Annotated in this window: 20 protein-coding genes; 5 read left to right on the top strand and 15 right to left on the bottom strand. The window is 44.9% G+C overall.

The window, feature by feature from the left end:
- Window positions 1-143 precede the first annotated feature (143 nt).
- From L4C34_RS03465 to L4C34_RS03425, 9 genes are all read right to left on the bottom strand, one after another.
- Window positions 144-287 carry a YoaH family protein gene (locus L4C34_RS03465; protein WP_428787957.1) on the bottom strand — a complete coding sequence of 48 codons (144 nt, stop codon included), beginning with the start codon at window positions 285-287 and terminating at the stop codon, window positions 144-146.
- A gap of 347 nt (window positions 288-634) precedes the next feature.
- Window positions 635-1,834: a conjugal transfer protein TraF gene (locus L4C34_RS03460; RefSeq protein ID WP_428787956.1), complete on the bottom strand. Its 1,200-nt coding sequence runs from the start codon at window positions 1,832-1,834 to the stop codon at window positions 635-637.
- 58 nt (window positions 1,835-1,892) lie between these two features.
- Window positions 1,893-2,774, bottom strand: coding sequence for a DUF2861 family protein (locus L4C34_RS03455; RefSeq protein ID WP_428787955.1), 882 nt, complete (start codon window positions 2,772-2,774; stop codon window positions 1,893-1,895).
- A complete protein-coding gene (vxrB, locus tag L4C34_RS03450) occupies window positions 2,774-3,433 on the bottom strand; it encodes a response regulator transcription factor VxrB (protein WP_428787954.1) in 660 nt (219 codons plus the stop codon). The genes L4C34_RS03455 and vxrB overlap by 1 nt, the downstream gene beginning before the upstream one ends.
- Window positions 3,408-4,859: a sensor histidine kinase VxrA gene (vxrA, locus tag L4C34_RS03445; protein ID WP_428787953.1), complete on the bottom strand. Its 1,452-nt coding sequence runs from the start codon at window positions 4,857-4,859 to the stop codon at window positions 3,408-3,410. Before vxrA ends, vxrB begins: the two co-directional genes overlap by 26 nt.
- Window positions 4,860-5,020: 161 nt before the next feature.
- Window positions 5,021-6,397 carry a Re/Si-specific NAD(P)(+) transhydrogenase subunit beta gene (gene pntB, locus L4C34_RS03440; protein WP_428787952.1) on the bottom strand — a complete coding sequence of 459 codons (1,377 nt, stop codon included), beginning with the start codon at window positions 6,395-6,397 and terminating at the stop codon, window positions 5,021-5,023.
- A 15-nt stretch (window positions 6,398-6,412) separates the two neighbouring features.
- A complete protein-coding gene (locus tag L4C34_RS03435; protein ID WP_428787951.1) occupies window positions 6,413-7,969 on the bottom strand; it encodes a Re/Si-specific NAD(P)(+) transhydrogenase subunit alpha in 1,557 nt (518 codons plus the stop codon).
- Between the two features lie 401 nt (window positions 7,970-8,370).
- Entirely contained in the window at window positions 8,371-8,658 is a 288-nt protein-coding gene (locus L4C34_RS03430; protein ID WP_428787950.1) for an HlyU family transcriptional regulator, read from the bottom strand.
- A gap of 14 nt (window positions 8,659-8,672) precedes the next feature.
- Window positions 8,673-9,038, bottom strand: coding sequence for a late competence development ComFB family protein (locus L4C34_RS03425; protein ID WP_428787949.1), 366 nt, complete (start codon window positions 9,036-9,038; stop codon window positions 8,673-8,675).
- Window positions 9,039-9,312: 274 nt separating this feature from the next.
- Between L4C34_RS03425 and L4C34_RS03420 the strand changes: the two genes are divergently transcribed.
- On the top strand, window positions 9,313-10,578 hold the full coding sequence (locus tag L4C34_RS03420) for a GGDEF domain-containing protein (protein WP_428787948.1): 1,266 nt from the start codon (window positions 9,313-9,315) through the stop codon (window positions 10,576-10,578).
- A 192-nt stretch (window positions 10,579-10,770) separates the two neighbouring features.
- Here L4C34_RS03420 and L4C34_RS03415 read toward each other — a convergent pair whose 3' ends face one another.
- Window positions 10,771-11,754, bottom strand: a complete 984-nt coding sequence (locus L4C34_RS03415; protein ID WP_428787947.1) for a GGDEF domain-containing response regulator — start codon at window positions 11,752-11,754, stop codon at window positions 10,771-10,773.
- A gap of 134 nt (window positions 11,755-11,888) precedes the next feature.
- On the opposite strand from L4C34_RS03415, the gene L4C34_RS03410 reads away from it, so the two are divergent.
- The gene (locus tag L4C34_RS03410) at window positions 11,889-12,329 is read left to right on the top strand and encodes a DUF3069 domain-containing protein (protein ID WP_428787946.1); all 441 of its coding nucleotides are present in this window, start codon (window positions 11,889-11,891) and stop codon (window positions 12,327-12,329) included.
- A gap of 80 nt (window positions 12,330-12,409) precedes the next feature.
- Here the strand turns inward: L4C34_RS03410 and modC are convergent, their stop codons facing one another.
- From modC to L4C34_RS03390, 4 genes are read right to left on the bottom strand one after another with little or no spacing between them, the layout of a single operon-like run.
- The gene (gene modC, locus L4C34_RS03405; RefSeq protein ID WP_428787945.1) at window positions 12,410-13,501 is read right to left on the bottom strand and encodes a molybdenum ABC transporter ATP-binding protein ModC; all 1,092 of its coding nucleotides are present in this window, start codon (window positions 13,499-13,501) and stop codon (window positions 12,410-12,412) included.
- A complete protein-coding gene (modB, locus tag L4C34_RS03400) occupies window positions 13,498-14,196 on the bottom strand; it encodes a molybdate ABC transporter permease subunit (protein WP_428787944.1) in 699 nt (232 codons plus the stop codon). Before modB ends, modC begins: the two co-directional genes overlap by 4 nt.
- Window positions 14,197-14,228: 32 nt before the next feature.
- Window positions 14,229-15,017, bottom strand: a complete 789-nt coding sequence (gene modA, locus L4C34_RS03395) for a molybdate ABC transporter substrate-binding protein (protein WP_428787943.1) — start codon at window positions 15,015-15,017, stop codon at window positions 14,229-14,231.
- A gap of 8 nt (window positions 15,018-15,025) precedes the next feature.
- Entirely contained in the window at window positions 15,026-16,492 is a 1,467-nt protein-coding gene (locus tag L4C34_RS03390; RefSeq protein WP_428787942.1) for a cobyric acid synthase, read from the bottom strand.
- 230 nt (window positions 16,493-16,722) lie between these two features.
- Here L4C34_RS03390 and L4C34_RS03385 point away from each other — a divergent pair, with 230 nt between their 5' ends.
- Both L4C34_RS03385 and glgC read left to right on the top strand, forming a co-directional pair.
- Window positions 16,723-17,253 carry a hypothetical protein gene (locus L4C34_RS03385; protein ID WP_428787941.1) on the top strand — a complete coding sequence of 177 codons (531 nt, stop codon included), beginning with the start codon at window positions 16,723-16,725 and terminating at the stop codon, window positions 17,251-17,253.
- 247 nt (window positions 17,254-17,500) lie between these two features.
- Window positions 17,501-18,733, top strand: coding sequence for a glucose-1-phosphate adenylyltransferase (gene glgC / locus L4C34_RS03380; protein ID WP_428787940.1), 1,233 nt, complete (start codon window positions 17,501-17,503; stop codon window positions 18,731-18,733).
- Window positions 18,734-18,828: 95 nt separating this feature from the next.
- Here glgC and L4C34_RS03375 read toward each other — a convergent pair whose 3' ends face one another.
- Complete coding sequence (locus L4C34_RS03375) at window positions 18,829-19,710, bottom strand: AraC family transcriptional regulator (protein WP_428787939.1); 882 nt, start codon at window positions 19,708-19,710, stop codon at window positions 18,829-18,831.
- 177 nt (window positions 19,711-19,887) lie between these two features.
- Between L4C34_RS03375 and L4C34_RS03370 the strand changes: the two genes are divergently transcribed.
- On the top strand, window positions 19,888-21,036 hold the full coding sequence (locus tag L4C34_RS03370) for an iron-containing alcohol dehydrogenase (protein WP_428787938.1): 1,149 nt from the start codon (window positions 19,888-19,890) through the stop codon (window positions 21,034-21,036).
- The last annotated feature ends 1 nt before the right edge of the window (window position 21,037 follow it).

The raw sequence follows: 21,037 nt of genomic DNA, 5'->3' as shown, positions 1-21,037 counted from the left end.
TCTAATGGTAAGCTAAGTTTCTAATGATACCTAAGCTTCTAACGATAGCTAAGTCTCTGAGGGTGACTAAGCCCTTGAGATTTTAGACCTCTGAACTTTTAAAGCCCATATCTGTTTAGATACGGTATCCGAGCACAGGTGCTTTATTGCTGCGCTTTGTCTTCACGTATTTTCTGAGCCACTATTTTAATCGCTTCAGCAGTGCTGATTCCCTCAGACATGAGTTGCTGAATTCTCTCAACAGCAGCCTGCTGTTCTTGGTGTGATAGGCTTAAATCGTCAAACATCGAGGTCTCCAAGTAGCACTTTTGTCTACCAATTTAGTCTACAAATAGCACTTCGGTCTACAAACAACAATCCGGCCTGACAATCTCAGTCCGGTCTGCACATAAAATCTGTTCGCACTATACAGAATACCGCCGAAAAAGAACAAGAATAGTTTGACTCAATCAGCAACTAATGTTGCTCAAAACTAATGTTGCTCAAAACTAAAGTTGCTCACCATTAAAGTTAACCACAAATAAAGTTAACCACAAATAAAGTTAACCACAAATAAAGTTAACCACAAATAAATTCAATCACAAATCGATGGAGGGTATCCCTACTTGCGCCGAAACCATCAGTATGTTGGTAATCAGTACGTTCCTAAGAAATTTACGTAACCGCCCATCGCATTCTCGTTGGTGTAACTAGCACCTATGTCTATCTCTATAATATTGAGGAAGTCGATACCAAAACCTGCCGTATAAGTATCCTCAGAGCCGCTATAGGCGAGGTTCTTTTTGTAACCCGCACGGAGCTTGAGTTGTCGTAAAAGGTCAATTTCTCCACCAACGCGAAGCATCTGGGTATTATCAGCAAAATCGGTGAAACGCTCTTCTTCGTTGAGGTCATAATCAACGCTGACTGAAACAAAATCTCCTACTAGCCCAGCACCAATAGTGTAAAGCGGTCGCATCTCATAGGAATAACCAATGTTTATTGTGCGACTTTCTGAGGGGTCAATGCTACTGGTCAGCGTTTGGCTGTAGGATATGGTCTCGATATCCCGCTTAACTAAATTCATTGCGGAAAAACCTAAACGAAACGGCCCCCTAAACCACAACACCCCCGCATCCATGTTAAACATAGAATCGCCATTGCTGTTTTCAGCGAAATCTTTGATATCGTAGCTACTGATGTTCGCGGAATACACATAAGTATAAATACGCTGAATTTTGGGTGACACACCAAAAGATAAGTGCTGCCCCATAAAAGTTTGGTATTTGGCCAATGACACTCCCACTTCCGTAACAGCTACTGATACTGCATTGACTGTACTTAACTCAGCGTTAACCGCAATATCCGTGTTAGAATTACCCGTATTAGCACCTGAATATATATCAGGTTCCGCAAACGTTTCGGCATACACTTTGCCAAACACATTCAATGCCAGAAATTGGTTAGGGATTGCGAACGCGACGACACCACCCAATTCCAGTTTGGCGGTATCTCCTGTTAAATCATTCAAGGTTGTTTGAAGAGTGGCAACGTTTGAATAATCCCCACCACTCGCCTCAGCAATTAAGTCCGATATGGTATCAAGATCGTCAACCATGTTATCTTCGTCGTTGTAGACTAAGCCAAAGCTAGGAATGATCATGCCAGCATCGTCGTTACGGCGATAAATTGCAGTAATGGCGGGATTATAGAATGGTGCGGTAAGAAAATTGGCAGAGACGACCCCCGTCCCCCCCATGGAATCCCCCCGAGCTTCAATAGCATAGTTCGCCGCTTGCACAGAGCAAGCGAGAAACGCGGCGGGTATTAAGCTGAATCTAATTAATTTTTCCATAACGATATAAACTTGCTTCCTTTAAGGTTTATATCGTTAAATTTAAGATTAACTTGAGTTATTCCTCCACCGAAACATCATACGTTTTACTAATTGTTTGCGTTTGTTCAACAATTATTGGTCCTTGCCAACGTTGATGCGTCATTGAAACCGACAATACATAGCGCCCAGTCGGCAATTTCTGATCTTCCAAAGAGGTTGGATAATCAGAGTCATAGCTGTCATTCAAAATGCGCTTATACTTACCGTTTTTGTAGCTCAGCAGAGACACATCCAGCTTGGGCAGCGGGCAAAAACGATTCGGCAATGAGTTTTTCTCGATCACCCAGTGGTTTTTCGATAGCCAACGAACAGATTGGCTCGCTGCGGGGCGGCCTAACACTAACCAAGAACTCCACGAGCTTTGATCCGCTGCTGTAAGATCAACGCGATATAATCCTTGAGGTGGCCAGTTGTTTAAGTTGTAGCGCTGGGTATAAATATAGTTTTCTACTTTTCCGTCGCCCACTTTAACTTTAGAGGAAGAGTCATCAACGGACATCGTTTTACTTACCCAACGTTTCATTGACACTCTGTCTAGTGGCTTAGTAGACGTAACCACGACGGTCGCTCTATACGAATCACGCCCCGGGCTTTGTACATCCACTCGCTCAACGACGACCGACTTTATCCACTGTGGGAATGGGCGTGTGACCAGCCCCTTACCACAATCAAGCTCCAATGATTGTTCAAACAAAGAGTTTAGATGAGGAGCAAGCGCCTTACTCTCGTCTAATTGCCAAAGTTCAACCATGGAATTAAACATTGCTGGAAGATCATCATCCAGCAAATGCTGATGAGCTTGTGTTAAAGGAGTATTTTCTTCAAACCACTCGCCACTATTGGCCCAAACTGGGGCCGTTAAAAGAGCGGTTAGGAAGAAAACAACCAAGTTACGCATTAAGCTTTCATCTTGTAACCAACACCACGCAACGTCTCAATTTCCAAACCAGGCAGTTTCTGTCTTAGTTGCAGTACGTGAGTGTCAACGGTACGAGTCGTTGGGAAGTGATTGTAGCCCCATACGTGATCAAGCAATTCATCTCGAGTAAATACGCGGCCTAAGTTGCTTGCTAAAAATAGCAACAAATCGAACTCAGTGCGTGTCAGGGTGACTGAATCTCCGTGGAAAAAGACCTCACGGGTTGTTTTATCGATCACTAAATTGTCTGTTGTGACTTTAGCATCATCGGCAATATCGCTTTCTGGTAAGCGAAGTTGCGCTCGTACCCGTGCGAATAACTCAGCTTCCGCAAATGGCTTGGTAAGATAATCATTCGCGCCTGCATCAAGACCAGCCACTTTATCTTTAACGGTCACCAAAGCCGTAAGTAAGATAACAGGTACATCTTTCATTTTTTTCCAATCTGCAAGATGCTGAACTGAATCACCATCCGGTAATTGGCGGTCTAGAATCACTAGATCGGCTTTATCCCAATATTGCTGAACATCGGCAATCGTTTCTGAGTGGTAACATTCATACCCCGCCTGTTCCAAGCTGACTAATAAGCCGTCGGCCAAATTTTTATCATCTTCAACGAGAAGCAGTGTCTGTTTCACAAGGTATCTCCAATATAAAGGTTGTCGGCGGCCCAATAAGAGTCATTCTGCCTCCCATTCGGCTTACCATAGATTCTACGATAGTTAGCCCTAGACCTAAGCCAGCTTTGCTCACAAAAGGCTTACGCAATTGATGCCAGTCTTTTTGGGTAAGTTGACCTTGATCGGTCACCTTAATCACTATCATGTTGTTGCTCGCTGTCACTACTAAACGTACAGGAGAAATCCCATACTTCAATGCATTACTAATCAAATTATCAATACAGGTTCCGAGCCAGTATACATTTAATTTAGCAGCAACATCTTTGTCGATTATAAATTGGACATCCTGTTCTAGTTCTTCGACTTTAAACTCTAACCACTCCGCCACAGATGGTACCCATTCTGTAGCTAGGGGTTTGTTATCTGACTGTAAATAATCCTTGCTAGCCTCCGCTAATTGCCTTAATCGACGTGAATCTTCGCATAAACGGCGAAATTCATCGTAAACACTTTCAGGTAGGTTCTCAAATTCTCGTCGAAACCCTTCTACTGTAAGGGACAAACTGGCAATAGGTGTGCGCAGTTCATGAGTGAGAATTTGCAAAATCAACATGCGACTTTGCATATCCTGCCGTTTCATATTCCAACGATACAGAGCCCAACCGAGTACGAGCAAAATGTTGACTACGGCCAGCACCACCATGCTGACACGCAATAAATCGGAGTGATCTTTAACACTCCAACATATGTTGCCTCGGCGAACAAAGCACGAATTCGCATTATTGGACAAAGTATAGCTTAAGCCTGATTTATCGACATTTTGCAGCCAAACACTCTCAGGATAAACGTAATAACTGTCACTTTGCCGTAACCACAGCGCGTTTTTTTCCAGAAACATGCTCGCACCGGAAATCAGAGCGTTTATCGCACTCGGCGTCATTCGCTGTAAATGCCCGAGCAAAGAATCTGTTGGAGCTAACGGCCTCTCTTTAATGTGCATATACTGCACCAGCTGTTTCTCTAAGCGAGGATGCAGCAAGGAATAACGATAAGCATATGTCCCTCCGCCTGGGTGCACTAGACCACTACGGGCAAACCAACGCATACTGAGCTTGACTCCATTACACACAGCGCGTGTAAAAACTAAAGGCTCGGTAATTAATGGGCTAAGAGGAAGCTTTCCGCGGCAGTTTTTAGAAAGCTGATAGAGCTTTTGAATGTCGCGAATGGGGTATGACGATGTTTGCGGAAGCATTGAGTTAGGTTCGAGCAGTTGTGTCGGATAATCCGATTGAATGGCTCGAATATCATAAGACACAGTCGCGGTTTGCGGATTGAACAAATCAACAAAATTATCAATCCGTTCCGGTAGCGTTTCCGCACTGGCCGGTAGGGATAATATCGCAAAAAGTACTATAAGAAGATAGTGCGCTGTCTTAATCAATGCTGAAATCTGTAAAGGGAGCTATAAGGTAACAATATAACTCATTATCCCACAACCTCAGCGAATAAATGTAAGGTTATGGTAAATAATAGGAAATCTAGAGTAAAAAAAGGGGGGCACTCCCCCCTTTTTCATTTTAAGACTTTATTAAAAATCTTTTGTTACAATGCTTTAGCTATTGCATCGACACTATCTTTCGCATCTCCAAACAACATTTGTGTATTTTGTTTAAAGAACAGCGGGTTTTGAACGCCGGCATAACCTGTGTTCATTGAACGCTTAAAGACCACAACATTTTGCGCACGCCACACTTCCAAAACCGGCATCCCCGCTATTGGGCTGCCTGGATCTTCCAACGCGGCTGGATTCACCGTATCGTTAGCACCAATGACTAACACAGTATCAGTTTCAGAGAAATCATCGTTGATCTCGTCCATTTCCAGAACCACGTCATAGGGTACCTTCGCCTCAGCAAGTAGCACGTTCATATGGCCCGGCAGACGCCCAGCAACAGGGTGGATACCAAAACGAACTTCAACACCTTTGCTGCGCAACTTCTCTGTGATTTCATGGACTGGGTATTGAGCCTGAGCCACTGCCATACCGTAACCCGGAGTAATCACTACAGATTTTGATGATTTCAGCATTTCTGCCACTTCATCAATCGTTGTTTCATGATACTCACCTTCCTCACCTGAATCGCTAGAACTGACTTCTTGACCAAAACCACCCGCAATCACGCTAATGAACGAGCGATTCATCGCTGTACACATAATGTAGGATAAGATTGCACCGGAAGAACCAACCAATGCACCCGTTACGATGAGCAAATCGTTCGCCAGCATAAATCCTGCTGCTGCCGCTGCCCAACCAGAGTATGAGTTCAGCATCGAAACGACGACTGGCATATCTGCGCCACCAATAGACGCCACCAGATGATAGCCAAAGACCAACGCAATCAACGTCATGCAAAGTAATGCAAACGTGCTACCACCGCTATTGACAAAATGAACGAGCAAAAGAAACGAAATAACGACCGCAGCCAAGTTCATCTTATGTCGGTGTGGCAAGTTAAGTGCAGAAGAAGAAATCAAACCACGTAGTTTAGCAAACGCGACAATGGAACCCGTCAGTGTTACCGCACCAATGAAGACACCTAAGAATATCTCAACCAAATGGATGACATGCTCTGCATGAGTCATTAGCGCTGGCATATGCAGGTAACTGTTGTAGCCAACTAGGACAGCCGCTGCACCGACAAAACTATGCAGGATAGCAACCAATTCAGGCATCTCGGTCATTTCAACTTTCTTGGCATAGTAAATGCCAATAGTTGCGCCAATGAGCATCGCCAAAATGATCCATGTGATACCGTGCGTGGTCGGGCTTAATACAGTCGCGATCAAGGCAATCGCCATACCAGTAATGCCATAGAAGTTACCTTGGCGTGCTGATTCTTGCTTGGACAAGCCGGCCAAGCTAAAGATAAAAAACAACGCAGCAATAATGTAAGCTGCTTGTACTAATTGAGTAGACATGTAAATTCCCTTAACTTAGTCTTTGCGAAACATTTCCAGCATGCGCTTGGTTACGGTAAAACCACCGAATATGTTGATACTTGCGATGAGCACCGCGATGAAGGCCAAGAAGCTCACCACCCCATTTCCCTGCCCAATTTGTAATAAAGCTCCAACAATAATGATTCCAGAAATCGCATTGGTGACCGACATCAATGGCGTATGTAGCGCATGTGTCACGTTCCAAACCACGTAATACCCCACCACACAAGCTAAAACGAACACAGTAAAGTGTGCCAGGAAAGCCGCAGGCGCAACGGAAGCAATCCAAGCAAAAGCGGCAACGCCACCAGCAATCAATGCCACCTTTTTCTTTTTAGACATCGGTTCCTTTGCTTTTTTAAGCGCAGGGTTAATGTCAGTATCATTCGCTGCTGCAGGTTGTACCGATACTTGGATAGGCGGTGCAGGCCAAGTCACTTCCCCCTCTCTGACAACCGTAACACCACGTAATACAACGTCATCGAAATTAATATCGATGTTGCCGTCTTTCTCTTTCGCCAACAGCTTCAACAAATTAACGATATTGGTTGCGTATAGCTGTGACGATTGAGTTGGTAGACGAGCAACCATATCGGTATAACCAATCACCTTCACACCGTTGTCGGTGACGATCACTTTGTCCGCTTGGGTATATTCGCAGTTGCCCCCATTCGCGGCAGCCAAGTCAACAATTACACTGCCAGCTTTCATGTTATCAACCATCTCCCGAGTGATAAGAGTTGGAGCTGGCTTTCCTGGGATCAGTGCCGTCGTTATGATGATATCCACATCTTTAGCTTGCTCAGCGTATAGCTCTAGCGCTTTTTTGTTGAAATCATCCGACATTTCTTTCGCATAACCGTCTCCAGGACCGCCATTGTCGAGAAAATCCACTTCTAAAAATTCAGCGCCCATCGACTGGACTTGTTCTTTAACTTCTGGCCTAACATCAAAAGCACGAACGATAGCGCCTAAACTACCCGCAGCACCAATCGCGGCAAGCCCCGCAACACCAGCACCAGCAACAAAAACTTTAGCGGGTGGTACTTTGCCTGCCGCTGTAATTTGTCCTGTAAAGAAACGACCGAATTCATGCGCCGATTCTACAACGGCACGGTAACCGGCAATGTTCGCCATCGACGATAGCGCATCCAATGCCTGCGCTCGGGATATACGAGGTACAGCATCCATCGCGAACACGTTAATCTTTCTACTCGACAGTTTCTCCATCAGCTCTGGGTTTTGCGCCGGCCAAACAAAGCTGACTAAACTTGCCCCTTCTTTGATAAGACTGACTTCGTCCGTAACGTCCTCGCCACCCAGCAATGGCGCATTGACTTTAAGGATAATATCCGCTCGCCACACACTTTCAGTGTCGGAGACCACAGCACCAACTTGGGTATACGCAGAATCGTCAAAACTTGCTAAAAGCCCTGCGCCTGATTCTACAATTACATCAAATCCTAGCTTCCTTAGCTGCTCAACCGACTTCGGCGTTGCAGCAACCCTTGTCTCACCTGCTACTAATTCTTTTGGTACACCAATTTGCATAGCTCTTCCTTAACCCTCGCTATATGTGAGTATCTGTTTTATCTAACGTTTTTGATAAGTTCAAGTATTTTGTAGTAAAAAAACACATATAACGTAAGACATAACTTTTAAGTATTTTTGATAACATCAAAAATACACCACGACAACGCTAACTGGTCGGAGGTGTGATGAGGCACAAAAAGCTAATTGAAAAGGTTCACTTTAAATAGCGATTATGCAATCGCTAAGGCGCTATTACCGGTTCAGTCGAAGTAGAGAAGAAGGTGTGTGGTAGAGACGGACAGAGAAGCTATCTAGAGAGTAAACGAAGACACACACCTGACTCGGCAAGGTGTGTGTCTTCGTTTACTCATTGTGCGTTATCGCTGGCATCCTAACAGGGGAATATGGCTAAAACATCACTAGGCGAACATGTCTTCACCCATTTGGTCGATAAACATTTGCGCTTTCTTAAGCATCAACTCATTCGCATCAGTTTCAATGGATAACACATCGGAACGAATAAATTGATGAATCCTCACTTGCCCATCGATTTCTTTGGTAATTCGACCCGCTATCCGGTATTGGCCACTATCGGCCAAAGGCTCTGGGTAAATCAAATAGCCTTTGTAATCGGATGGCTCGACCGTTTTTTCGGATTTGTTGCGCTCGGAATGATTCGTTCCAAACAAACGAGAGAATAGCCCCACGGACTGCTCCTTGATTAATTCTTAGGGTTTAACAATGGCTGTTCGAACCATTCTAATGCAGAATCATCATCAAAACGAGGGTGACTAAATATAATAGGTAAATCTTGCTCTCGATTGCGCCGCTGATCGTCTAAAACCATCGACAAACACGCTGCAACCGCATCTCCGACTGCTGCTTTCAATATCACCAGCTTAGTTTCCGGCAATGCTGACAGGAAATCAATATCATGCCTGATGTAAACTGGTCTCAGTTGACACAAAGCAAGACAAGCAAGATCAGCAAGTTGCTCGTGATCAAGTGAACCTGAATATTCATTTTTCGCTAACTCATGCCCAACCAATGTTTCCATATAGTTATGTACATCTACACTTATTTGCATCTACGTGCTCCTTATAGGATATACCGTCCCTTTTTCTATTATATACCTAAATAGATTCGAGAGATTGGCTATGGTCAAAATGTGAGCTTAAGCATGCACTAAAGCACTTATTTTAGAAGCTAGAATCGAAAAGCTCATCGGAAAATTTAGACCTTACCAACACAATACAAATATTCAATAGAGTTTGATTCGATTGGCTTGGCATATCACCAAATATGGTTATGCTTAAAAATGAGAGCAGGTTATCTATGATACGTTGGAATTCTTTTCATTCATGCTAAATCGTATTCCCCTTACACATTGGTTCTATCTACTGTTTCCCCCACTTATATTGGTGGCTTTTCTGCTCGGCTTTAGCTCTCTGACTCCGTTGCTCGCTCCAAGCTATCCATTTATAGAAAAATTACCCTACGCCTTACTGATTTGCATTATTGCACTCGCTCATACTCTGAAAAAGAGTCAGGTAGCAATGATTGCGATTAGCATGTTGCTTGCTTACTGGTGGATTCAAGAGCGTCTACAATCACCTCTCGCACAGGGAACGACATTTGCCGAGTTATCTCTATTGGCCCTATTAGTACCCTGCTGCATATTTCTAACCTATTGCTTTAAAGAAGCAGACCTTGTCAATAAGTCCTTTGGTGTTTACATCCTCACCCTCGCTTTCATCGCCTTTTGGCTTTATTTACTCATTGAACATATCTCTGCGCTCCCGACTATCGACAGTACAACCTCCCTACTGGAAAATTACCCGAATATTTCTCGACTCCCCATCGCGCTTGTCTGCTATCTAGCGGCCCTTTCCACTATCGCGATCGGACTCGCGCTCTTTTATCAACGCGCAATTGATTTTGCTTCATATACTGCAATGGCCTTGTTATCAGGTACCTTGGTATGGTTTCAGTATTCTCACATATCAAGCGTGTTTTTTTCAGCGTTCGCCGTTATTCAACTGTTCTACCTAGTATCATCCAGTCAGAGGCTTGCCTTCGACGATCCTCTCACAGGTATCCCCGCAAGAAACGCAATGGAGAGTGATTTACTTAAGCTTGGGCGACGCTATTCGATCGCAATGCTAGATATTGACCATTTTAAGCTCGTAAACGACAGGTATGGCCATATCGTTGGGGACGACGTACTAAAACTAATTGCAAAAAAACTCGTCACGTTAAGTGGGGGAGCTAGAGTGTACCGTTACGGTGGAGAAGAGTTTGCGATAATATTTCGAGGACAGCGTGCCAAACATGCCCACGATTACCTTGAGTTTCTGCGAGCAGCAATCGAGCAATATGAAATGCAAACCATCCCCTCAGCCAAGGACGATTCCCCTGCCGTTACAAAAGAATCTCGCTCAACGCAAAACACTAGAGGGTCATTAACCGACAAGGAACCATTAACCAAAGAAGCGTTGAAGGTCACCATCAGTATCGGGCTATCAGACAACGATCAACTGAATTCACCAAACGAAGTCTTAGCAGCAGCAGACAAAGCTCTATATGATGCGAAGGCGCAAGGCCGAAATCGAGTCGTGAGCGGCTAAATAAGCTACGTCTTAGTTAACAGCTTACAGATTAATTAATAGCCTATGGGTTAGTTCAAGGGATTTGCAGGGGTGATTTACGGTCTGTGTAAAGAGTAAATATAACAAAAGCCCGAATGACAAAAGTGGGTATAGAAAACCACCGAATACCTATGATAATCAGTGGTTATTAGATTGATAACATTGCCGTCGCTATTGAGGCTGCTGCTCAACTTGGGGAGTAAAGGTAGTCAGTACGAAACTATTTCTTCCGTCACTTTTCGCTTGATACAACGCCTTATCAACTTCGCGGAACAGCTCTTCAACCGTCTCATTCCCTGTTGGGGTGAAGCTCAGCACACCTTGTGACACCGTCACATAACCTACATCGTTATTGAATTCATGAGGATAATATAAATCACGTAAACCCGTTTTGACTCGTTCCGCCTGCTCTAAAGCCTTCTCTTTCGCGGTATGACCGAGCAAGATCGCGAACTCTTCACCTCCATACCGGCCCACATACTCTCCACTACGAGCAAACAGATCCTTGCACATTGATGCTAACTCAATCAAACACTTATCGCCTTCGATATGCCCATAATTGTCATTGAAACGTTTGAAGTTATCAACGTCGAGTAAAATCAAAGTCAACGGTAATTTATGTCGTCCGTGCCAATTGATATGATCACGCAGAGTGTTGTCGATAAAACGACGGTTATAAACTTTGGTTAAACCATCTTCATTCACTTGCTCTTGTAACGCGACGTTAAGTTCAGATAACTTCGCACTGGTTCGCTTTAGCTCACGGCGCATAAAGGCAATTCGCTGCATGGCAATCAATTTGGAGTTCAGTACCAATTTGTCAACTGGCTTGGTTAAGTAGTCATCCCCACCCGCTTCAATTGCTTGAGCTATCATGGAAGGTTCTTCATGACCACTTAAGAAGATAATTGGAATCCAGTCTGGGAATCGGCGACGAATTTCTTGCGATACTTCAAAACCATCCATGTCTGGCATAGTGACATCTAGCAACACTAACTCGGGTTCAAACTCTGGATAAATATCAAAAACTTCTAGCCCACTGGCCGCAGTTTCTACAATATGGCCAAGTTGCTTGAGGCGAATAGCTAATTGCATCCGATCTAATTGGACATCATCAACAAGTAAAATTCGCATCGACGAACCAGTCACAATCATAATTTCCTAACTCCCTTTAATTATTACTAAACGTATAGCATATACCGAGAGTAAACGCATTGGATATTGCATGTTTGTTATTGACTTTTCGCAATAAGTTTCTAGCATGTCGTTTTTTATTGTGAGATATCGTTATGTCTGAAGCTACGCCGAATGAAACACCAGAAGTCAACTTAGAAACCCTCTCTACGGAGCTGCGTAACCTAATTGAATTTGAACAAGTTCCTGAGCAAATGCATTTAATGGTTGTTTCTATCCATGAAGCATCTAAAGAAGCGGTGCTAGAAGAATGGAACACTTTGCCTAAAAGCGCTCAAAATGTATTGGATAACTTTGAACAGTTCCACGCATTAGTGTCCGTTAGCCAAGCATTTGCTGGAATCAACGTAATGGAAGAATTTCCAACGTTAGAGCTTCCACGTGATATGACAGAAGAGCAAACTGAAAACTATCGTGCTGAATTGCTCGATCAAGTCCTACACAATTGTGTGAAAGATATGATTAAACAGGTCAAAAAAGCGCGCCGTGACGCTATTTTGAAGCGAGAGTTTCAACAAGCCTTCTCTGGCAAATAAATACACTTGCTGAATCTCGTAGCCAGCGTAGGCAAGCCCTATTCTGGCTATCAATATAGGACTCAGCGTAAACAGTATACTTACAAGTCCGTTATTTGGTTCTGAGCCACTGTGACACTCTTCACTAACGCATATACTTTTAACCCGGCCTTAAGTTCCAACTCTTCACATGCCCACTTGGTAATCGAAGCGAGCAAGCTCCCCCCTTCCCCAATAGACAAGGTTACGAGAACCGTCTCTTCAGTATTTTCTTGCAACTGAACAATCTCCACCAATATCGAATTTCGAACTGAGGTGTTTTCTGGCTTAGAAATCGCTAAAGTCACGTCTTTTGCATGGATTTGAATGCGAGCTATACTGCCAATCGATGTATTCGGTACACGAACCCAAAGGCGACACTTAGGCGCTAATTCAAGTTCGCTTAATTCATAATTTGGGTGAAGGCTCAACACTTCCGCATCAAACAAGCTGCTCCTATAATCTTCACCTAACCAAGGCCTCATCTTTTCAGACGCCCATACGACTTCCGTCGGGCCAGAACTCACCACTCGCCCCTGATCAACAATGACTAAGTGACGAGCAAGCGCAACCACTTCATCTAAACTATGAGTGACATACACGATGGGAATGTCCACATCCGTCGCCAAACTTTGTAAAAAAGGGATGATCTCTTTTTTCCTAGGTAAGTCTAGCGAAGCAAGAGGCTCGTCCATTAACAAAATATCAGGCTGTGAGAGCAAAGCTCGCCCTATCGATACTCGTTGCTTTTCTCCGCCAGAAAGGTCGGCAGGATACCGCAACAGCAAAGTCTCTAGAGACAGCATGGAAACCACTTTGTCAAAATACGCTGAGTCGGCCTTTTTTACGCCATACATCAAGTTCCCTTTTACTTTATAGTGCGGGAATAGTCTTGCGCTCTGAAAGACGTAACCAACACGCCGCTTGTGGGCAGCGGTATTGATGCCTTGACTGGAATCAAATAGTGTTTGGGTCGGAGTTGTTATATTGCCTGATTGGGGTGTTATCAGCCCCGCGATAGCATGGATAAGTGTGCTTTTTCCTGCACCGGAACGACCAAATATGACGGTCACCCCTGTCGAAGGAATAACAACATCAAGATCGAATATAGTTTCGCCAAGCTGGTGTTTAAATTGAATCGTGAAAGGGTTCAAGGTGTTCGCACTCCAAGTCGACGCCTAGCCCGTTTTGCCAACCAGTCTGAGACAAGCAATGAAAGCAAAGCAATTGACACTGAGATCAAGCACAGGCTCGCCGCTTGCATTTCTTCCCCTGGTGTTTGGATATAGTTATACATTGCCAGTGGGATAGTTTGAGTGACACCGGGAATATTCGATACAAACGTCATGGTCGCCCCAAATTCGCCAAGACTGCGCGCGAACGAAAGCATGGAACCGGTGAGTATACCCGGCAGAATAAGCGGTAAGGTGATGGTATAAAACACCTTCATTTTACCAGCGCCTAAGGTAGCGGCTGCTTGCTCTAAATCCTGATCCACACTTTCGACCGCTAGCCGTATCGAGCGGACCATCAACGGCAACGCGACCACACTAGACGCAAGCACGGCCCCTTTCCAATTAAAACTGAACACCAATCCCATATGTTGGTAAAGCCAGCCCCCGAGCGGACTAGCCCGCCCAAAAGTCAGTAGCAAAAGGTAACCTACAACCACTGGGGGCAGCACTAAAGGCAAGTGAACCACACTGTCTAAGAAGCGCTTACCAATAAATTGATGCCGAGCGAGGAGCCAACCTAATAGAACCCCAGCAGGTAGGAGCCAAAGAACGGTGTAAATTGCGACCTTGAGGCTAAGCTCAATCGCTTGATATTCATAAGTTGAAAGCATCATATGCCAAAACCATCATTCATTGCGCTCTGCCGTTATGCTGCATTTCCAGCTAAAGGAGTGAAACCATAATGTTGCAAGGTCGCGGCTGCTTTCTTACTAAACATAAAACGAGCAAATTGAACGGCACTTTTTGCTTGGCTAAGCTGTGCTAACGGATAGACAATCGGTTTATGCAGTGAATCAGGAAATGTAGCCGCGATACGAACTTTTTGAGATTGTAACGCATCGGTTTTATACACCACTCCTAGTGGGGTCTCACCTAATTCTACCAGCGCCAACGCAGCTCTAACGTTATTGGATGGAGCTAGGTGAACTTTTAAGTTGTGCCAAACTCCCAATGTACGCATTGATTGCTCAGCGTAGATCCCCGCAGGCACTGAATTTGGCTCACCGATAGCAATTCTTTGCCCATTTAGAGCTTCCAACCATGAAGCAGCGTCGCCAATGTCTAGATTTTTATCACGACTATTTATATCAGTACTCTTTTTGTCGGTACTAAAGGGCGTAATCACGACCAGTTGATTAGCCGCGAGTGGCTGTTCAGCCGACTTCGAAACTAGGCCGCGCTGCACCAAATAATTCATCCATCTTTGATCCGCTGAGATAAAAATATCGGCAGGTGCTCCATTTTCTATTTGTCGAGCGAGAGATGATGAGCTGGCATAAACTGGAGTGATGTGAACTTGGTGATCCGATTCATATACTTTAATCAGCGCGTTAATTACATCGGTCATAGAGGAGGCTGCATAAACGGTCACGCCAGTGTTTGCCTGAGCAAAACTTGAAACCATCACAAGCAGGAGACTAATATATTTCTTCATTCTGTCTTTTAAGATCCTAAGTTAGGCCACCATGGCCAAATAGATGTAAAGTTAAGGTGTTTTTCCATCGCATCAGCAATCAGGTTTATGCTGCGCTCTTGGATGTCGTGATAAGACTCAGATTTCATTTCAACGCCTACCACCCACTCACTCAATAAAGCCAATCCTTGCGGGGTATCTAGAATCCCGTGTAAATAAGTGCCAAGGACTTGCCCGCATTCGCTAAGCGCACCTTCCTGCTCTCCGTTGACTAACGTGATGGGCTGTGTTTCTGTCACTCTGGTTTCACCTACGTGAATTTCATAACCCGATATGGCAGCACTTTGGTCATTGAGCGTTAATTGGCCCTGCTGATTAACCAGTTTTTTCTGCTGACCAAACCGAGTGCTCGCCTTCAGCAACCCTAGGCCTTGGCAAACTGGCAAGTTACCCTCGAGACAATCTGGGTCAAGTAGCTCTTCGCCCAACATTTGATAACCACCGCAAATCCCAAGCACTTTACCGCCATGCCTAAGATGCCGATAGATATCTTTATCCCACTGTTGTTCGCGCAAATAGTCCAAATCGTCTACCACTGATTTGCTTCCGGGCAAGATAATCAAATCAGCGCCTTGCAAACGTTTACCTTCTCCCACAAAGGTCAATTCTATATCTGGATTCAAGCGTAGCATATCAAAGTCGGTATGATTACTAATGCGGGGGAGAACTGGTACGGCGACTTTCAGCTTGACTTCAGCATTCAGCGGCTGAGCGGTACTGATAGCGTCTTCCGCCGCTAGCTCCAAGCCTCTAAGATATGGAAGCACACCCAGTACAGGTTTACCTGTTTTCTGCTCCAGCCAATCGACTCCTGATATCAAAAGACTGATATCCCCACGGAATTTATTGATCACAAAGCCTTTTACACGCGCTTGCTCACTCTCTGACAGAAGCATTAATGTTCCATACAAATGTGCAAATACCCCACCTTTGTCTATGTCCGCAACAATGACCACTGGGACATCTGCAGGTTCAGCAAACCCCATGTTGGCAATATCGTTTTCGCGAAGGTTTATTTCAGCTGGGCTACCTGCCCCCTCAACAATTACCACTTGGTACTGACGTTTCAACTTTTGAAACGAAGACATCACCACAGGCAAAGCTCGCTGCTTATAACTAGAGAAACCAATCGCTCGTATGTTACCTTCGACTTTTCCTTGAAAAATCACCTGAGCCCCAGTATCTGATGAAGGCTTGATAAGGACTGGATTCATATCCACTGAAGGTTGAATATTACTGGCCTGGGCTTGCAACGCTTGCGCGCGGCCAATTTCTCCACCGTCCACCGTAACTGCGCTGTTGAGCGCCATGTTTTGTGGCTTAAATGGACAGACCGATACGCCTTGCCTCGCCAACACTCTACACAGCCCAGTCACTAGCGCCGTCTTACCGGCGTCAGATGTCGTGCCTTGTATCATCAAAACAGAGTTATTCATTCGTATGTTACTCTCATTATTAACCTTTTATTGGTTCTAGGTGGTTGGCTTTTGAAGTGAACCTCTATACGCTAGATCATAAAAGGATTTGGATATTTACCGTGAGTCGAGGGGCGCTTCAAATGCAGTGTGAGCATTCGAAATGAAGCGTAATCGAAGGTATAGTCGGTGCATTTTTTGCTAGTTTCCCTGTCTCGTCAACATATTGACTCACCTCAAATGGAGTTGCAATGCTAAATAAAGCGAAAGTTATTACGGGCGTAGCGATCGGCTCTGCCTGCTTTATGCCTTTAACGGCCAACGCAAACAACTTTAGTTACAACTATTTTGAAGTGGCGACTTCAGTCAGCCCAGATTCCACTGGCGTTGAGTTCAGCAACCAAATTACCGATAACGCGCACGTAGTCGCTCGCTACACGACACTCTTTGATGACGATTACAATTTGGCTGGCGGGATCGGCTTTAATGGTCCGTTGAGCCAATTTGCCGATATCTTTGGCCAATTTCTCGTCCACCAAATTAAGTACACTCAACAAGCGGGCGGGCAAAACGAAGTTCAAGCGGAGATGAATGTGGGTGTTAGAATGTGGCTTGCTGACCAACTTGAAGCTTCTGCACGTGTAGGCCGTAACGACGATCGCTCCGTCTTTTACGCAGGCGTACGTTTTCACTCCACCGAGCAACTTTCTTTGGGGCTGGAGACTCGTAACAACGGGCTATACGGGCCACAAATCACTATGTCAGTACGTTTCCAGTTCTAATGCTATTTCAACTGTCCTGCACAAAGAAAACGAAGCTCCATGTTAAGGATCGCCAGCGTTCATCTATCGGCCACTCGAAGCAGACAATCACTTCATTACCCTCCACTCACCATACTGGCGCCCTAATTTGGTTCACCTTACTGACACCACCCGTCTAACCGATTGATTTATAAAGCCATAAAACATGGCGTAATTGTTGTACGTATTACCTAACCATCAAAGTTGCACTATTTCTGGGAGAAAAGGAATGCAAGACTCTATCGCTATCGTCCTCGCCGGCGGGATCGGCTCACGATTAAGCCCGTTAACCGACGAACGAGCTAAACCCGCGGTTCCGTTTGGGGGTAAATATAGAATTATAGACTTTACTCTCACCAACTGTTTGCATTCCGGCTTGCGCCGAATACTCGTGTTAACCCAGTATAAATCGCACTCATTACATAAACATGTCCGCGATGGCTGGTCTGTCTTCAACCCTGAGCTAGGTGAGTACGTGACCGTTGTCCCCCCGCAAATGCGTAATGGCAGTAGCTGGTATCAAGGCACTGCAGACGCCATCTACCAAAATCTCTGGCTGCTTTCACGCAGTGACGCAAAATACGTCGTTGTCTTGTCGGGCGATCACATCTATAAGATGGACTACGCTGCCATGCTAGCCCAACACAGGCGAACTGGCGCTGAATTAACCATCGCATCAATGCAAGTCAAGCGAGCAGAAGCATCGGAGTTCGGAGTCATGAGTATTGAAGAATCCGGGCTCGTGACTGGTTTTACAGAAAAACCGAGCGAACCCGCACCTCTTCCTAGTGCGATAGATCAAAGCTTAGTTTCTATGGGGGTGTATATCTTTAGCACCGAAGTATTACAGCAGGCTCTCATCGAAGATGCGGAACATCCTTGCTCAGAGCATGATTTTGGCAAAGACATTATCCCAAAACTTATTGATAAACGTGGTGTTTATGCTTACCACTTTGGTGACGACCTAGGCCGTGTAGCTAAAGACAGCTATTGGCGAGATGTGGGGACTATTGATTCCTATTACCAAGCCAATATGGATTTATTGGAACCTGTACCTCCAATGAATTTATATCAACCTGATTGGGCGGTCCGCACCTATGAAGCTCAATACCCGCCCGCTCGCACTGTCTCATCCGCAACAGGAAATGAAGGGATTTTTATCAACTCTATCATTGCAAACGGCGTGGTAAACGCAGGCGGTTCCGTACACAGTTCCATCGTCTTTTCTAATGTTCAGATCCGCGACCATTCTACAGTATCAAACTGCATCATATTTGATGATGTCGATATAGGTGAAGGTTGCCAGCTTCGCAACTGCATCATTGATCGGCACGTTAAGGTTCCTGCCCAAACTAACATCGGCATTAACCCAAGAGAGGACGCCAAACGATTTCATGTTTCAGCCAATGGCATAGTCGTTATCCCTAAACACTATTGCTTTGGCGACTACAGTCAACTTTAGCGAACAGGCTCAACTTTAACGAATGCCGTCGTTTTCGACGAATAGGCTCAATTTCAACGAAAAACTGAGTCAGGCGCTGAGCGATCGCTCAGCCATTATTTGGCTTGCGCTGGCGTCTGATTGAAGTGGCGTTTGTATTCTCGGCTAAACTGTGATGAGCTGTTGTACCCCACAATCAAAGCCGCTTCGCTCACGCGCTTGCCTTCTATTTGAATGAGCTCCTTCGCCTTATTCAATCTTACTTTCTTAATGTATTGTAATGGGGACTCAAAGGTCACCGCCCTAAAAGCTTGATGGAAAGCCGAGACGCTCATATTTGCTTCATCCGCCAAATGTTGTACTGTCAGTAAACCTTGGTAACTGCTGTGAACTCGATTTAGCGCTTTAGCCACTTTCGCATAGGCCCCTTCATGATGCGCGAGATCAAACAATACGTGGCCTTTTTCACTAGTAAGGGCGCGAAAGATAAGCTCTTCATACAATAATGTCCCCATCATCTCTGCTTCGAGTGGATGACATAATGCTTTCACTAAACGTAAACACACATCTATCATAGTCTCGTTCATGTGTACTGAATCGAGCCCAAGTAAACCTTGCCCGAGCTTAGAGGTAGAACGGTGTTCCATATACTCTAATTTGTTGACCATTCTTTGCAGCATCGCTTGGTCGACAGAAATCGACAACCCCAAAAGTGGTCTCTGATTGTCTGCAAAAGCCTCGCATTCAAGTGGCAATGGGACGCCCACGACTAGAAAGTCGTCGTTGCCATAAGACATACGAGTCTCACCTAAGTAAATATTTTTACTCCCTTGCCCTAAAATCAAAATCCCTGACTGATAGGTAAATGGTTGGCGAGGATTACCTGTGCTGCTGCGATAAAAACGCACATTAGGAATCTGTGTGTCAGCCACACCTTCTAACGAACTCAAGCCATTCAAACTGGCGTATTGTTGCATCATAAACCCAAGCTGGGACATTGGTCGTTTCCTTATTAAACTTAAAAAGTCAGTATTTATTTTCTATGCGAAAATGAGAATGTAGAAATAGGCAAGCTTTATCCAGAATCTTGCCTTTTAAAGCTAACACTTCAAGACTAATATGCATATTACCGTCCGTTGAGACAGTCATCAACCGTTCATTCAGAGGTAGAGACCATGAAATTTAGTTATTCTAATCCGACACAAATTCATTTCGGCCAAGGCCAGATCGCCGAGATCTCAAAAGCAATTCCACAGGGGAAGCGTGTACTGTTTCTCTATGGTGGCGGATCGATTAAAAAAAATGGCGTGTATGATCAAGTGGTAGCAGGACTAGAAAATCATACTTGGGTTGAATTTTCAGGCGTTGAGCCAAACCCGACTAAAGAAACGTTAGACAAAGCAATTGCTACCGTACGTGAGCACAACCTTGATTTCGTTCTTGCCGTTGGTGGTGGCTCGGTCATCGATGGATCAAAATATGTGGCAGCGGCTTCTCTTTACGACGGCGATGGCTGGGATATCCTCACTGGTGATTACACTGTCACAAAAGCCCTGCCGATTGGCGCAATTTTAACGTTACCAGCAACTGGATCAGAATCTAACAAAGGTGCTGTAATTACTAAATCTGAAACCCAAGATAAACTTGCGTTTGGTTCACCACTTGTTCAACCTGCGTTCGCAGTTCTAGACCCAGATACAATGAAAACGCTGCCTGAACGCCAACTTATCAATGGTATTGTCGATGCTTGGGTACACGTTTGCGAACAATACGTCACCACCCCGGTTGGAGCAATGGTTCAAGATGGTTACGCTGAAACCTTGCTGAAAAATCTAAAAATGTTGGGCGAGCAGTATGCGAACCGAGACAACAATGAATGGCGTGCAACGCTAATGTGGACGGCCAACCAAGCGCTAAACGGCTTGATTGGCAGCGGCGTTCCAAACGATTGGGCGACCCACATGATTGGTCACGAGCTCACCGCTCTATACGGCGTTGACCATGCACGTTCACTAGCGATTATCCAACCGTCATTGTTTAGAAACCAAATTGAATCCAAGCGCGATAAGCTTGAGCAAATGGGTAAGAGTGTTTTCGGTCTAGCTGATCAAGATTCTTTGGCAGAAAAAACAATTGATGCCATCGAAGCGTTTTACAACATGCTCGACGTACCAACACAGCTAAGTACTCATGGTACCAGCAAAGAAAATGCTATCGAACAAATCATGGGACAACTGAGCGAACATAAGATGGTCGCATTGGGTGAAAACCAAGCAATCACCTTAAACGAAAGCCGTCAGATACTAGAACATGCGGTATCGTGAT

Origin of the sequence: Vibrio profundum, assembly GCF_050337555.1 — a bacterium.
In the GTDB taxonomy this organism is placed as follows: Bacteria; Pseudomonadota; Gammaproteobacteria; order Enterobacterales; family Vibrionaceae; genus Vibrio; species Vibrio profundum.
The sequence above is the reverse complement of the archived record's forward strand: the minus strand, read 5'-3'. Positions and strand labels throughout refer to the sequence as shown.